The 14,718-nt window shown below is 69.9% G+C and carries 11 protein-coding genes; 8 read left to right on the forward strand and 3 right to left on the reverse strand.

Translation table 11 applies throughout. The annotated features are described in order from the left end of the window. Positions 1-134 precede the first annotated feature (134 nt). Positions 135-683 (forward strand): DUF485 domain-containing protein, encoded by a 549-nt coding sequence (locus AC3IYJ_RS30115; RefSeq protein WP_489397660.1) that lies wholly within the window; start codon positions 135-137, stop codon positions 681-683. Then, on the forward strand, positions 680-2,272 hold the full coding sequence (locus AC3IYJ_RS30120; protein ID WP_489397661.1) for a solute symporter family protein: 1,593 nt from the start codon (positions 680-682) through the stop codon (positions 2,270-2,272). Before AC3IYJ_RS30115 ends, AC3IYJ_RS30120 begins: the two co-directional genes overlap by 4 nt. Before the next feature lie 7 nt (positions 2,273-2,279). On the opposite strand, the gene AC3IYJ_RS30125 is transcribed toward AC3IYJ_RS30120, so the two are convergent. Next, positions 2,280-3,005 (reverse strand): DUF7342 family protein, encoded by a 726-nt coding sequence (locus AC3IYJ_RS30125; protein WP_489397662.1) that lies wholly within the window; start codon positions 3,003-3,005, stop codon positions 2,280-2,282. Continuing rightward, on the reverse strand, positions 3,002-4,603 hold the full coding sequence (locus AC3IYJ_RS30130; protein WP_489397663.1) for a sensor histidine kinase: 1,602 nt from the start codon (positions 4,601-4,603) through the stop codon (positions 3,002-3,004). The genes AC3IYJ_RS30125 and AC3IYJ_RS30130 overlap by 4 nt, the downstream gene beginning before the upstream one ends. Before the next feature lie 230 nt (positions 4,604-4,833). On the opposite strand from AC3IYJ_RS30130, the gene AC3IYJ_RS30135 reads away from it, so the two are divergent. Beyond that, positions 4,834-9,123 (forward strand): discoidin domain-containing protein, encoded by a 4,290-nt coding sequence (locus AC3IYJ_RS30135; RefSeq protein WP_489397664.1) that lies wholly within the window; start codon positions 4,834-4,836, stop codon positions 9,121-9,123. A gap of 180 nt (positions 9,124-9,303) precedes the next feature. Here the strand turns inward: AC3IYJ_RS30135 and AC3IYJ_RS30140 are convergent, their stop codons facing one another. Then, positions 9,304-9,441 (reverse strand): hypothetical protein, encoded by a 138-nt coding sequence (locus tag AC3IYJ_RS30140; RefSeq protein WP_489397665.1) that lies wholly within the window; start codon positions 9,439-9,441, stop codon positions 9,304-9,306. Positions 9,442-9,684: 243 nt separating this feature from the next. On the opposite strand from AC3IYJ_RS30140, the gene AC3IYJ_RS30145 reads away from it, so the two are divergent. From AC3IYJ_RS30145 to AC3IYJ_RS30165, 5 genes are all read left to right on the forward strand, one after another. Continuing rightward, entirely contained in the window at positions 9,685-10,008 is a 324-nt protein-coding gene (locus AC3IYJ_RS30145; RefSeq protein WP_489397666.1) for a hypothetical protein, read from the forward strand. Positions 10,009-10,052: 44 nt separating this feature from the next. After that, positions 10,053-11,072 (forward strand): LacI family DNA-binding transcriptional regulator, encoded by a 1,020-nt coding sequence (locus tag AC3IYJ_RS30150; RefSeq protein ID WP_489397667.1) that lies wholly within the window; start codon positions 10,053-10,055, stop codon positions 11,070-11,072. Between the two features lie 238 nt (positions 11,073-11,310). Continuing rightward, complete coding sequence (locus AC3IYJ_RS30155; RefSeq protein WP_489397668.1) at positions 11,311-12,711, forward strand: ABC transporter substrate-binding protein; 1,401 nt, start codon at positions 11,311-11,313, stop codon at positions 12,709-12,711. Positions 12,712-12,897: 186 nt separating this feature from the next. After that, the gene (locus AC3IYJ_RS30160; protein WP_489397669.1) at positions 12,898-13,806 is read left to right on the forward strand and encodes a carbohydrate ABC transporter permease; all 909 of its coding nucleotides are present in this window, start codon (positions 12,898-12,900) and stop codon (positions 13,804-13,806) included. Between the two features lie 14 nt (positions 13,807-13,820). Continuing rightward, positions 13,821-14,696 (forward strand): carbohydrate ABC transporter permease, encoded by an 876-nt coding sequence (locus AC3IYJ_RS30165; protein WP_489397670.1) that lies wholly within the window; start codon positions 13,821-13,823, stop codon positions 14,694-14,696. The last annotated feature ends 22 nt before the right edge of the window (positions 14,697-14,718 follow it).

Here is a 14,718-nt window from a genome sequence, read left to right on the forward strand (position 1 = left end):
CGCACTGGCACACCGGTGCTCTTCACTCCATCACCTGATGGAGTGAAGAGCACCGGGACACCAGTCCGGAAACCTTCCCTCCCGCACATCCTTGTGGGCACGCGGCCAATGCGGCAGCGGACAAGGAGAGTTCGGTGGACAAGCACGAAGGTCGTGATGCCGGAACGATCCGGCTGGACGACCCCTGGTACGACGCGCTGGCCGTCGGGTGGGGCGAGGGCGCGGGTGCCGACGTAGGCGAAGGTGTCGGCGGGGAAGCCGGTCAGGGTGCGGAAACGTCACCGCCGCGGTCCGCCGCCGGTGGCGCGCAGACGCCCGGCGCGTCCGACATCTACCTCGAAGTGCAGCGCAGCGCCGCCTTCCAGGAGGTTCGCGGCCGCTACCGGAGGTTCGTCGTCCCCGCGACCGCCGGCTTCTTCCTCTGGTACGTCGCCTACGTGATCGCGGCCACCGCGGCGCCCGGCATGATGGCCCGGCCCGTGGTCGGCTCCGTCAACGTGGCCCTGCTGGCGGGCCTCGGCCAGTTCCTCAGCACCTTCCTGCTCACCTGGGCCTACGCCCGGCACGCCCGGCTGCGGCGCGACCGCGCGGCCCTGGACCTGCGCTGGACGGTCTTCGAGCGGGAGCAGGTCCGCCGGACGGACGCCAAGGAACGCACCCGGACCCGGGGGGCGGGCCGGTGACCAGCGAACACCAGACACTGGCGCTGATCCTGTTCAGCGTCTTCATCGCCGTCACCCTCGGGATCACCACGTGGGTCAGCCGCAACCGGCACGGCTCCGCGGAGGAGTTCTATGCGGGCGGGCGGTTGTTCTCCCCCATGGAGAACGGTTTCGCCATCGCGGGCGACTACATGTCCGCCGCCTCCTTCCTCGGCATCTCCGGCCTGATCGCGCTCTTCGGCTACGACGGCCTGATGTACTCCGTGGGCTTCCTCGTCGCCTGGCTGGTCGTGCTGTTCCTCGTCGCCGAACTCGTCCGCAACTGCGGCCGCTTCACCCTCGCCGACGTGGTCGCCGCCCGGATGAGCGAGCGGCCGGTACGGATCGCCGCCGGGACCTCGTCGGTCGTGGTCTCGGTGCTGTACCTCGTCGCGCAGATGGTCGGCGCGGGCAGCCTGGTGGGCCTGCTGCTCGCCGATTCGGGCCGGGCCGCGCGGACGCTGACCGTGATCGGGGTCGGCGCGCTCATGGTGATCTACGTGTCCTTCGGCGGCATGCGGGCCACCACCTGGATCCAGATCGTCAAGGCCGTGCTCCTCATGGGCGGGGCGATCACCCTGACGGTGATGGTGCTGCTGCGCTTCCACGGGAACTTCGACCAGCTGCTCAGCACCGCCGCCGAGCGCAGCGGGCACGGGGCCCGGTTCCTCGGCCCCGGGCTGAAGTACGGCGGGGACTGGACGGCCCGCGTCGACTTCATGAGCCTCGGACTCGCGCTGGTCCTCGGCACGGCCGGGCTCCCGCACATCCTTTCGCGCTTCTACACGGTGCCCACGGCGCGGGCGGCCCGCCGCTCGGTGGTGTGGGCGATCGCGCTGATCGGCGGTTTCTACCTGATGACCATCGTGCTGGGCTTCGGGGCGGCGGCGCTGCTCGGGCCGGAGCAGGTCAAGTCCTCCAACGCTTCGGGAAACACCGCGGTTCCCCTGCTCGCGGCCTTCCTGGGAGGCGGCGCCGAGTCCACCGGGGGCGCGGTGCTGTTCGCCTTCGTGGCGGCCATCGCCTTCGCCACCATCCTGGCGGTGGTCGCGGGGATCACCCTGGCCTCGTCGGCCTCGGTCGCGCACGACCTGTACGCCTCGCTGAAGCGGCGCCACGCCCGGCAGCGCAGCGAGGTGGCGGTGGCCAGGGCCGCGGCCGTCGGGATCGGGGCGGTGGCGATCGCGCTGGGACTGCTCGTGCAGGACCTGAACGTGGCCTTCCTGGTGGGGCTGGCCTTCGCGGTGGCGGCCTCGGCGAACCTGCCGGTGCTGCTGTACTCGCTGTTCTGGCGCGACTTCACCACGCGGGGCGCCGTCTGGTCGGTGTACGGGGGTCTCGTCCCGGCGGTGCTGCTGGTGGTGCTGTCCCCGGTGGTCTCCGGCAGCCCGGAATCCCTGTTCCCCGGCGTCGACTTCCAGTACTTCCCGCTCCAGAATCCGGGCATCGTGTCCATCCCGCTGGGCTTCCTGGCGGGCTGGCTGGGCACGGTGACCTCCACGGAGGAGGCGGACGAGCGGCGCCACGCGGAGACCGAGGTCAGGTCGCTGACGGGAGCCGGAGCGGTGTGACGGCGGGTCAGTGCGCGCCGCCGGGGTCCGTCGGGCGCCAGGCGTAGCGGTGCTCCGGGCGGCCCGTTTCGCCGTAGCGCAGGGCCAGGGTGACGCGGCCCGTGCGGTCGAGGAGCTTGAGGTAGCGCTGGGCGGTCTGGCGGCTGATGCCCGCGCGGTCGGCGATCTGCTGGGTGGAGAGCGGGCCGTCGGCGGTGCGCAGGACCTGGCGGACCAGGTCGGCTGTGGTGGGGGAGTGGCCCTTGGGCAGGTCGCCCGGGCCGCCGGCCGCGGCGAGGGCGCCGAAGATCCGGTCGACCTCGGCCTGTTCGGCCTCGCCGCCCGTGGCCAGGGTGCGGCGCAGGGCTCCGTAGGCCTCCAGGCGGGTGCGCAGGCCCGCGAACGTGAACGGTTTGACCAGGTACTGGAGGGCGCCGAGGCGCATCGCGGCCTGGACGGTGGCCAGGTCGCGGGCGGCCGTCACCATGATCACGTCGGCGTGGTGGCCGCGTTCGCGCAGCCGCCGGACCAGGTCGAGGCCGTTCTCGTCGGGTAGGTAGTGGTCCAGCAGGATCAGGTCCACCGGGTGGGTGTCGAGGAGGGCGAGCGCCTCGGCCGCCGAGTGGGCCTGGGCCGACACGCGGAAGCCGGGAACCTTGGCCACGTACGCCGCGTTGATCCGGGCAACCCGCATGTCGTCGTCGACGACCAATACGGAGATGACCGCAGCCCCGTTCATCGCGGACCCGTTCATCGCAGGGCCTCCGGGAGTACGACGGAGAATTCCGCCCCTCCGTCCGCTGCCTCGCCGGCCCGGACCGTGCCGCCCTGCCGTTCCGCCAGGCGCCGCACCAGCGCGAGACCGAGCCCGCGCTCGCGGTGGGCCCGGGGCTGCTTGGTCGACCAGCCCTCGGTGAAGATCTCCTCGCGGCGCGCCACCGGGACGCCGGGGCCGCTGTCGCGGACCCGCAGGACCGCCGTGCGGCCCTGCGCGCGGATGTCGACCTCGACCAGCGGCGCCGGTGAGCCCACCGCCGCGTCGAGGGCGTTGTCGACCAGGTTGCCGACGATGGTGACCAGCCCTCCCGGGTCGACCAGGCGGTCGGGCAGCAGGGCGGAGTCGGCCAGGCGCAGGGGGACGCCGCGTTCGGCCGCGACGGTGGTCTTGCCGACCAGCAGGGCGGCGAGCAGCGGGTCGTGGACCTTCTCGGTGACCTGCTCGGCCGTGCTGCGGTGCACGCCGACGACCTCCGTCACGAATTCCACGGCTTCCTCGTTCAGGCCCAGTTCGAGCAGGCCGAGGACGGTGTGGAGGCGGTTGGCGTGTTCGTGGTCCTGCGCGCGCAGGGCGTCGATCAGGCCCCTGGTGGAGTCGAGCTCGCGGCCGAGGTTCTCCAGCTCCGTGCGGTCGCGCAGGGTGGCCACGGCTCCGCCGTCCTCGGTGGGCATCCGGTTGGCGACGAGCACCCGGGGGCCTTGCACCGTGAGCAGGTCGCGGCCGGTGACGCGGCCCGCCAGGACGTCGGTGGTGCGGCCCGCGCCGAGTACCTCGTCCAGCGCGCGTCCCGCGACGGTCGCGGCGAAGTCGGGGGTGAGGCCCAGCAGCCGGGCGGCCTCGTCGTTGACGAGCCGGACCCGGCCGTCCCGGTCGAGGGCGACCACCCCTTCGCGGATGGAGTGCAGCATGGCCTCGCGCTCGGCGAGCAGGCCCGCGATATCGGAGAAGGCCAGGTCGCGGGTCTGCCGCTGGATCCGGCGGGAGAGCAGGTAGGCGGCGAGCGCGCCCGCTGCCAGGGCGCCGCCCGCGTAGGCGAGCAGCCCCGGGACCGCGCCGAGCAGGCGGTCGCGGACGCCCGAGTAGTCGATGCCGACGGAGACGGCTCCGACGATCTCGCCGTCGGCGGCGAGCAGCGGCACCTTGCCGCGCGCGGAGCGGCCCAGGGTGCCCTCGTCGATCTCCATGACCTCGCGGCCGGCCAGGGCGTCGCCGGGGTCGGTGGAGACGGGATGCCCGATCCGGTCGGGGCTCGGGTGCGAGCGGCGGATCCCGTTCAGGTCGATGACGACCACGTACTCGGCGCCCGTGGCGCTGCGGATCCGTTCGGCCGAGGCCTGGACCGGGCCGTCCGGCGAGGGGCCCGAGTCGAGGAGGTCGGCGGCGAGCGAGGGGTCCGCCGCCGCGCTCTGGGCGATGGCCAGGGCACGGCGCATGGCCTGGTCGTCGAGCTGCGCGCTCAGCGGGGCCAGGAACAGGCCGGTGGCCAGGGCGAGGACCCCGGCGGCGATGGCCAGCTGGGTCAGCAGGATCTGGGAGACGGCCCGTCTGGGCAGCCCGAGGCGCCGAGCGCTCATGTGGAGGAACCGCATGAGTAGGAACGGTAGGGCGGTTCGGGCGTAAGTGGAATTTCCATCCTGCACGCAAATGGCTTGCGCTATTTGCGCCCAGCTTGCGCAAGCGATGACGACATAAAAGTGCTGTCAGAGCGGTAGACGACTCGGCAAAGCTCTGCAACTCTCGCACCGAACATCGCAAATTCCTATCTCCCATGGTTCAGAAAGTTCATGTCGAGGGACGAGGACATATGAGAAGGCACAACTGGAGATGGCGGACCCTGGCCGCCCTGATCAGCACGGCCCTGTTGATGCTGGGCTGGCCCGCTCTCTCCGCCGTGGCCGCCGGCGGACCGAGCATCTCGGCGGGCCGCCCCGCCACGGCGAGCAGTACCAACGGCGGCTACGCCGCCGCCAACGTCACCGACGGCAACCAGTCCTCGTACTGGGAGAGCGCCGGAAGCACGTTCCCGCAGTGGGTGCAGACCGACCTCGGAGCCACCACACGGGTGGACCAGGTGGTGCTCAAGCTCCCCGCCGCCTGGGAGAGCCGCAACCAGACCCTGTCCGTCCAGGGCAGCGCGGACGGCACCAGCTACAGCACCCTGGTCGGCTCGGCCACGTACACCTTCGGCCAGGGCAGCGGGAACGTGGTCACCATCGGCTTCCCCGCCACCCAGACCCGGTTCGTCCGGATCAACATCACGGCCAACACCGGCTGGCAGGCCGCCCAGCTCTCCGAGCTCGAAGTCCACGCCCCCGGCGAATCCGGCACCAACCTGGCGCTCGGCAGGACGCTCACCGCGAGCAGCAACACCCAGGCTTACGTCCCGGGCAACGCCAACGACGGAAACACGGCCAGCTACTGGGAGAGCGTCAACAACGCGATGCCCCAGTGGATCCAGGCAGACCTCGGCTCCTCCGTCCGCGTGGACCGCGTGGTCCTGAAGCTGCCCGAGAACTGGGGTGCCCGCAGCCAGACGCTCAAGATCCAGGGCAGCGCCAACGGCACGGACTACACCGACCTGACCGCCTCGAAGGCGTACGACTTCAACGCCGCGGGCGGCAACGCCATGACCATCACCTTCGACGCCACCACCACCCGCTACGTGCGCGTATGGATATCGCTCAACTCCGTACAGCCCGGCGGACAGCTCTCCGAGCTGGAGATCTACGGCCCGACCACCGGTGACACCCAGGCGCCGAGCGCCCCGACAGGGCTCGCCTACACCGAGCCCGCCACCGGCCAGATCAAGCTCACCTGGAACGCCGCCACCGACAACACCGGTGTCACCGGCTACGACGTCTACGCCAACAACCAGCTGCGCACCAGCGTCGCCGGCGACGTCACCGGCTACACCGACACCCAGCCGGCCTCCGCGAGCGTGACGTACTACGTCCGCGCCAAGGACGCGGCCGGCAACCAGTCGGCCAACAGCAACAGCGTCACCCGCGCCGGGGACACCGGTGACACCCAGGCCCCGACCACCCCGGGATCCCTGACCTTCACCGAGCCGGCCTCCGGCCAGATCAAGCTGGCCTGGCAGGCCTCCACCGACAACGTCGGCGTCACCGGCTACGAGGTCTTCGCCAACAACACGCTGCTCACCACGGTTGCGGGCAACCTCACCACGTACACCGACACCCAGTCGGCCACCGCCACCGTGAGCTACTTCGTCCGAGCCAAGGACGCGGCGGGCAACCGCTCCGGCGACAGCAACTCCGTGACCCGCAACGGCAGCGGAGGCGGCGGTTCCAACCTGGCCGTCGGCAAGGCCGTCGAAGGCTCCTCCGTGATCAACACCTTCGTCGCGGAGAACGCCAACGACAACAGCACCTCCACCTACTGGGAGGGCGCGGCCGGCGCCTACCCGAGCACCCTGACGGTCAAGCTCGGCGCCAACGCAGACCTGGACCGCCTGGTCCTCAAGCTCAACCCGGACAGCAGCTGGGGCACGCGCACCCAGAACATCCAGGTCCTCGGCCGCGAGCAGAGCGCCTCGGGCGTCACCGGCCTGGTCGCCGCCAAGGACTACGTCTTCAATCCGGCCGCCGGGTCCAACACCGTCACCATTCCGGTCAGCGCCCGGGTCGCGGACGTGCAGCTGCGCTTCACCTCCAACACCGGCGCCTCCAACGGCCAGATCGCGGAATTCCAGGTCATCGGCGTCCCGGCGCCCAACCCGGACCTCCAGATCACTGCGCTGAGCGCCACCCCGGCGGCCCCCGTGGAGTCGGACTCCGTCACCCTGTCCGCCACCGTCAAGAACACCGGACCGGCCCCGGCCGGCGCGACCGCCGTCTCCTTCCAGCTGGGCGGCTCGAAGATCGCCACCGCCGACGTGCCCGCGCTGGCCGCCGGCGCCACGGCCACCGTCACCGCCGGGATCGGCCCGCGCGACGCCGGTTCGTACCCGCTGAGCGCGATCGTCGACGAGGCCAACACCGTCGTCGAGCAGAACGACACCAACAACTCCTTCACCGGCTCCCCGCTGGTGGTCAAGCCGGTCGACAGCTCGGACCTGGTGGCCTCGGCCGTCAACTGGTCGCCGGGCGCCCCCTCCGCCGGACAGTCGGTGGGCTTCTCCGCCACCGTCCAGAACCAGGGCACCGTGGCAGCCGCCGCGGGCACCCACAACGTCACCCTCACCCTGCAGGACGCGGCCGGCGCCACCGTCCGTACCCTGACGGGCTCCTTCAGCGGCGCCCTCGCGGCCGGTGCCTCCTCGGCCCCGATCGCGCTCGGCAACTGGACCGCGGCCAACGGCAAGTACACCGTCAGGACGGTCCTCGCCGACGACGCCAACGAACTGCCGGTCAAGCGCGGCAACAACACCTCCACCAAGCCCTTCTTCGTCGGCCGCGGGGCGAACATGCCCTTCGACACCTACGAGGCGGAGGACGGCGTGGTCGGCGGCGGTGCCAGTGTCGTCGGACCCAACCGCACCATCGGCGACATCGCCGGCGAGGCCTCGGGCCGCAAGGCCGTCAGCCTGGACGCGACCGGCGAGTACGTGGAGTTCACCACCCGCGCCGCCACCAACACCCTGGTCACCCGCTTCTCCATCCCGGACGCCCCGGGCGGAGGCGGCATCGACTCCACCATCGACGTCTACGTCAACGGCGTCCTGAAGAAGGCCCTGCCGCTGACCTCGAAGTACTCCTGGCTCTACGGGGCCGAGGCCGGTCCGGGCAACTCCCCGACCGCGGGCGCCCCGCGCCACATCTACGACGAGGCCAACATCCTCCTCGGCGAGACCGTCCCGGCGGGCAGCAAGATCCGCCTCCAGAAGGACACGGCCAACACCACCACCTACGCCATCGACTTCGTGAGCCTGGAGCAGGCCACCGTCGTCCCCAACCCCGACCCGGCGACGTACACCGTGCCCGCCGGATTCACCCACCAGGACGTGCAGAACGCCCTCGACAAGGTCCGCATGGACACCACGGGCAAGCTCGTGGGCGTCTACCTGCCGCCGGGCGACTACGACACGGCGAGCAAGTTCCAGGTGTACGGCAAGGCCGTCCAGGTCGTCGGCGCCGGACCGTGGTTCACCCGCTTCCACGCCCCGTCCTCGCAGGACAACACCGACAACGGCTGGCGCGCGGAGGGCACCGCGAAGGGATCCTCCTTCTCCGGCTTCGCCTACTTCGGCAACTACACCTCGCGCATCGACGGTCCCGGCAAGGTCTTCGACTTCTCCAACGTCACCGACATGACCATCGACAACGTCTGGAACGAGCACACGGTGTGCCTGTACTGGGGCGCCAACACCGACCGGATCACCATCAAGAACTCGCGGATCCGCGACACCTTCGCCGACGGCATCAACATGACCAACGGCAGCACGGACAACCTCGTCTCCAACAACGAGGCGCGCTCCACGGGTGACGACAGCTTCGCGCTGTTCTCCGCGATCGACGCGGGCGGCGCGGACATGAAGAACAACGTCTACGAGAACCTGACCACGATCCTGACCTGGCGCGCGGCCGGTGTCGCCGTCTACGGCGGCTTCAACAACACCTTCCGCAACGTCTACATCGCCGACACCCTCGTCTACTCGGGCATCACCATCAGCTCGCTGGACTTCGGGTATCCGATGAACGGATTCGGGACCGACCCGACGACCTTCGAGAACATCTCGATCGTCCGGTCCGGAGGCCACTTCTGGGGCTCGCAGACCTTCCCCGGAATCTGGATCTTCTCCGCTTCCAAGGTGTTCCAGGGGATCCGGATCAACAACGTCGACATCATCGATCCGACGTACAGCGGAATCATGTTCCAGACGCAGTACGTCGGCGGTCAGCCGGTCAATCCCATCAAGGACACCATCCTGAAGGACATCACCATCACCGGGGCCAAGAAGAGCGGCGACGCCTTCGACGCCAAGTCCGGCTTCGGTCTCTGGGCGAACGAGATGCCCGAGGCGGGACAGGGCCCGGCGGTGGGTGAGGTCACCATCCAGAACCTGAAGACGAGCGACAACGCCGTGGACGTGCGCAACACGACCTCGACGTTCAAGATCAACCAGCTGCCGTAGGCGGGCAGCGGACCGGTGGAGCGGCGGGGCACCCCTCGGGGGCGCCCCGCCGCTTCACGTGCGGGCCGCGGTCCACGGCTCGCTGGAGGCGAAGTACGTGTCGTGGAGCTCCTGCACGTCCAGCAGGGTCCTGGGTATCGGGTCGGGGATGCGGGGGCGGGTGCTTGCGGGCCGGCGTGTTCACGCGGTGGCGGGACGTTCGCGAAGCAGCAGGACGGCGGTGAGCAGGACGGCCGCGGCCGTCGAACCGTGGACCCCGAGGGCGGTGGCGGCGGCCCCTCCGCTGTTCAGCACGATCACCGCGTCGCCGAGCGGCACGAAGGCGATCGCCGGGGGCGGCGCCCGCCCGGGCGCTGGCCTCGCTCCAGGCGTACGTGTCCAACCTGCGCAGGCTCCTCGAACCGGGCCGGGCTCCGCGCACCGCCGCCCGGCTGCTCGTGAGCGCGCCCCCGGGCTACGCGCTGCGGCTGCCCGAGGACGCGGTGGACGCCTGGCGCTTCGAGCGGCTGCTGGGGGAGGCCCGTGAGCTGCTGACGGGAGGTCCTGGGGACCTTCCGCGCGATGACCTTGGTGGCCCTCGGCGAGAAGCGTGGCGCGCGGGAGCTCTACGAGGCCCTGCTGCCCTACGCCGCCGCCCCGCCGCCCTCGTCCGGGTTCACCGTGGCGATGCGGCCGGTGGCGTACACCCTGGGCGAACTGGCCGTCCTGCTGGGACGCGAGTCCGAGGCCGCCGCCCACTTCGCGCGCTCGGAGTCGATCGCGGCCCGCTGGGCCAGCCCCTGGGGCCGCCGTGCGGCGGCGCGGCCTTCAGCGGATGTGGCTGATTCCCGCGGGTGGGGCCCAGGGGGTTCCACGCCGGATTCCGATGGGCCAAACTGGCTGTAATCCAACTGCAAGGAACTTGCATTGTTTGCGCTACTCTTGCGCTCATGACGCGACGACTTGCTCAAGTGGCGAAGAAGGTGGGGGTCAGCGAGGCAACGGTCAGCCGGGTGCTCAACGGCAAGCCGGGCGTCTCGGAGGCGACCCGCCAGTCCGTGCTCACAGCCCTCGACGTCCTCGGCTACGAGCGCCCCACCCAGCTGCGCGGCGAGCGCGCCCGGCTGGTCGGCCTGGTCCTGCCCGAGCTCCAGAACCCCATCTTCCCGGCCTTCGCCGAGGTCATCGGTGGTGCGCTGGCCCAGCAGGGGCTGACCCCGGTGCTCTGCACGCAGACCACCGGCGGGGTGTCCGAGGCCGACTACGTCGAGCTCCTGCTCCAGCAACAGGTGTCCGGCGTGGTCTTCGCGGGCGGGCTCTTCGCGCAGGCCGACGCCCCGCACGAGCACTACCGGCTGCTGCACGACCGCAAGGTCCCGGTGGTGCTCATCAACGCCTCGATAGAGGACCTCGGCTTCCCGTGCGTGTCCTGCGACGACGCCGTCGCGGTCGAGCAGGCCTGGCGCCACCTGGCCTCCCTGGGTCACGAACGCATCGGCCTGGTGCTGGGCCCGCCCGACCACATCCCCTCCCTGCGCAAGCTCGTGGCCGCCCAGGCGGTCGCCGCCGCGGCCGGCACCGACTTGCCCGCCGAGCACGTGGAGCGGGCGCTGTTCTCGCTGGAAGGGGGCCATGCGGCCACCTCCCGGCTACTGGATCGCGGGGTGACCGGCATCATCTGCGCGAGCGACCCGCTGGCCCTCGGGGCCATCCGGGCGGCCCGCCGGCGGGGGCTGGACGTCCCCGGCGAGGTCTCCGTCGTCGGCTACGACGACTCGGCGTTCATGAACTGCACCGAGCCCCCGCTGACCACCGTCCGGCAGCCGATCGAGGCCATGGGCCGGGCCGCCGTGGAACTGCTCACGGCGCAGATCCAGGGCGCCGCCGTGCAACCAGGTGAGCTGCTCTTCGAGCCCGAACTCGTGGTGCGCGGCTCCACGGGACAGGTCCCGCGCCGCCGTCCCGCGTAGGGCTCCGGCCGGCTCCACCCCTCACTCCACCGCTCGAGCACAGGGCTCCGTAACGTCTTGACGACGTTTCGGAGCCCTGTTTTGCGTTCTCTGCCCGACCTGTCCGGCGGCTCACTGCCAATGTCTTGCGAAATCTGCGCGAGATATTGCGTTCATCTGTTGGTGGTGATTGAGTGTGCCGCGCTCGCCCCCCACACTCGCCCCCAGCCTCCTGCTTGATGCTCGAAGGGGACCACCGATGAGAACCAACATCCGCCGCAACACCGCGGCCGCCCTTGTCTCGGCGCTCGCCGTCACGGCCCTCGCGGCCTGCGGTACGAGCAGCAGCGGTGACGCCGACAAGAACCAGCCGTCCGGCGGTTCCAGCGACGCCTCCGCCCCGCTCGACCCGAAGACCAAGGTCACCATCTCCATCGACTGCATGCCGCCCGCGGCGAAGGCGGCCGAGCTCAAGGAGTGGAAGGAGGACGTGGCGGAGTTCAACAAGACCTACCCGAACGTCACGATCGAGGGCCGCTCCACCCCCGGCCAGTGCCTGGAGCCCCCGCGCTTCACCGCGATGCTCAAGGCCAAGTCCCAGCCGGACGTGTTCTACGCCTACTTCACCGACCTCCAGCAGGTGCTGGACAACGACGGTGCCGAGGACATCTCGGCCTACGCGACCTCCAAGTCGGTGCCGGGCCTGGACGACATCGACAAGAACGTCACGAGCATCCTCAAGCGTGACGGCAAGGTCTACGGCCTGCCCACCAGCAACTACACGATGGGCCTGCTGATCAACCGCAAGCTCTTCCAGCAGGCGGGCCTCAACCCCGACCAGCCGCCGCGCACCTGGGACGAGGTCCGCGCGGCCGGCAAGAAGATCGCGGCCCTCGGCAACGGCACCGCCGGCTACGGCGACTACAGCGTCGAGAACACCGGCGGCTGGCACTACACGGCGGCCATGTACGGAATGGGCGGCGACATCGTCGGCGCCGACGGCAAGGCGGCCTTCAACAACCCCACCGGCAAGCAGATTGTCGACAACCTCCACGCCATGCGCTGGGACGACGACAGCATGGGCAAGACCCAGCTGCTCAAGTGGGGTGACCTTCAGAAGCAGATGGCCTCGGACAAGCTCGGCATGTTCCTGGCCGCGCCCGACGACATCACCTACATGGTCCAGCAGCTCGGTGCCAAGTACGAGAACTTCGGCATGGGCCCCATCCCCGGCGGAGCCTCCACCCTGGCCGGCGGCAACGGCTACATGATCAAGAAGGGCAGCTCGCCCGACAAGATCAAGGCCGGTATCGCCTGGCTGAACTTCAAGTTCCTCACCGTCGGCAAGGGCCAGTTCCAGTACGACCGCTCCAAGGCCGACGCCCTGCCGGTCGGCCTTCCGCAGCCCGCGTTCTTCACCGGGGCCAGCAAGGCCAAGGACGACGAGCTCAAGGCCGCCAGCGCCACCATGCCGGTCATCAACTTCAAGACCTTCCTGGACAACCCGGTGGTCGGCAAGGCCGAGCCGAAGAAGGCCCAGGAGGTCTACAAGGTGCTCGACAAGGTGATGTCGGGGGTCCTGACCAACAAGGACGCGGACTCGGCGCAGCTCCTCGCGGAAGCCGAGAAGGCCGTCAACCAGGTGCTGGCCAACCAGTAGCGGCCCGGCCGGGGGAGGTCCGGGCGGCCTCCCCGGCCCGGACCCGCCCGTCGGACCCGCCCGCCGGACCTTCCGGCCGGAGCCTCTCCCGGGCTTCCGGCCCGCCGGTCCTCCGGCCCCGGCTCACGGCCTCCGGCCCCGTACCCGCGTTTCGATCGGCAACGACCCACCTAGGAGCGAGCGGCGATGTCGGCTCCCACCCTGCCCGGTACCTCCCGCGAGGAATTCGTCCGGGCGTTCAAGCGGAACATCACGGCCCACGGCTTTCTGATCGGTGCCGTCCTCTGCTTCTCCTTCTTCTCCTGGTACCCCATGGTCCGGGAGTTCCTGCTGGCCTTCCAGAAGACCGAGGGCGGATCCGTCCGCTGGGTCGGCTGGGACAACTTCCGCTACGTCTTCAACGACCCGACCTTCTGGCAGGCCTGGCGCAACACGCTGCTGTTCACCGGGCTCGCGCTGGTTCTCGGCTTCGTCGTCCCGTTCGTGGTCTCGATCGTGCTCAACGAATTCCGCCATGCGCAGGGCTATTTGCGGCTGCTGGTCTACCTCCCGGTGATGATGCCGCCGGTGGCCTCGATCCTGCTCTTCAAGTACTTCTACGACCCCGGTTACGGCATCTTCAACAGGGTCCTGGAATTCCTGCACCTGCCGGCGCAGGACTGGCTGCAATCCACCGACACCGCGATGCTCTCCGTCGTCATCGCTTCCACGTGGATGAACATGGGCGGCGCGACACTGATCTACCTGGCGGCCCTCCAGGGAGTCCCCGGCGAGCTCTACGAGGCCGCTGAGCTCGATGGAGCGGGGGTGCTGCGCAAGATCTGGTACGTCACCATCCCGCAGACCAAGCTCATCCTCTCGCTCATGCTGCTCATGCAGATCATCGCGACGATGCAGGTCTTCGTGGAACCGTTCATGCTGACCGGCGGCGCCGGCCCCGAGGGGTCGACCACCACCGTGGTCGTCCTCATCTACCAGTACGCATTCAGCTTCAACCAGTACGGCGGCGCCGCGGCCCTGGGCCTGTGCCTGCTCGTCCTGCTCGCCGGCTTCTCCGCCGTGTACGTCCGGCTGAGCCGCGACAACGAGAACTGACGGGAGCACCTGACATGGCAGAGCGCACGCTGATATCTCCGGCCCAACTCGGCCGCACCCGAGGCAGGATCACCTACTGGTCGGTCCTCGCCCTGGTCGTCGTCGGCTTCACCGTCGTCTTCCTCGGCCCCCTCTACTGGATGGTCGCCAACGGCCTCAAGAGCACCCAGGAGTTCACCCAGGTCCCGCCGACCCTGGTGCCGGGGTCCCTGCACACCGAGAACTACTCGGCGGCATGGAAGGTCATGGACCTCGCCAAGCTGCTCTTCAACACCCTCTACTACGCCTTCGGGGCGCTGGCCTTCCAGCTCGTCCTCGACGTCGCCGCGGCCTACTCGCTGTCCAAGCTCCGGCCCGTCTTCGGCAAGGCCGTCCTCGCCATGATGCTGGGCACCCTGATGATCCCGGCCGCGGTGCTCGTCGTACCGCAGTACCTCACGGTCCTGGACATGCCGATCATCCAGCGGAACCTGCTGAACACGCCCTGGGTGATCTGGCTGCCCTCCGTCACCAACGCGTTCAACATCTTCCTACTGAAACGATTCTTCGACTCCATCCCCGGCGAGATCCTCGATGCCGCCGCCATCGACGGGGCCTCCGCCCTGCGCACCCTGCGCTCCGTGGTCCTGCCGATGTCCCGGCCCATCCTCGGAGTCGTGTCGATCTTCGCGATCGTCGGGGTCTGGAAAGACTTCCTCTGGCCCATGCTCACCCTCCCCGACCCGGCCCTGCAGACGCTCAACGTCGGCATCTACTCACTGGCCAGGGGAGTCCCCGAGAACCATCTCGTCGCGGCACTCGCGATGGCCTCCGCACCCACGCTCATCATCTTCCTGATCTTCCAGCGCAACATCATGAGCGGCCTGACGGCAGGCTCCCTCAAGGGGTGAGAACCCCGCTCCGCCGCCGCGC

The sequence above is a fragment of the Streptomyces sp. GL_140 genome (assembly GCF_057834465.1).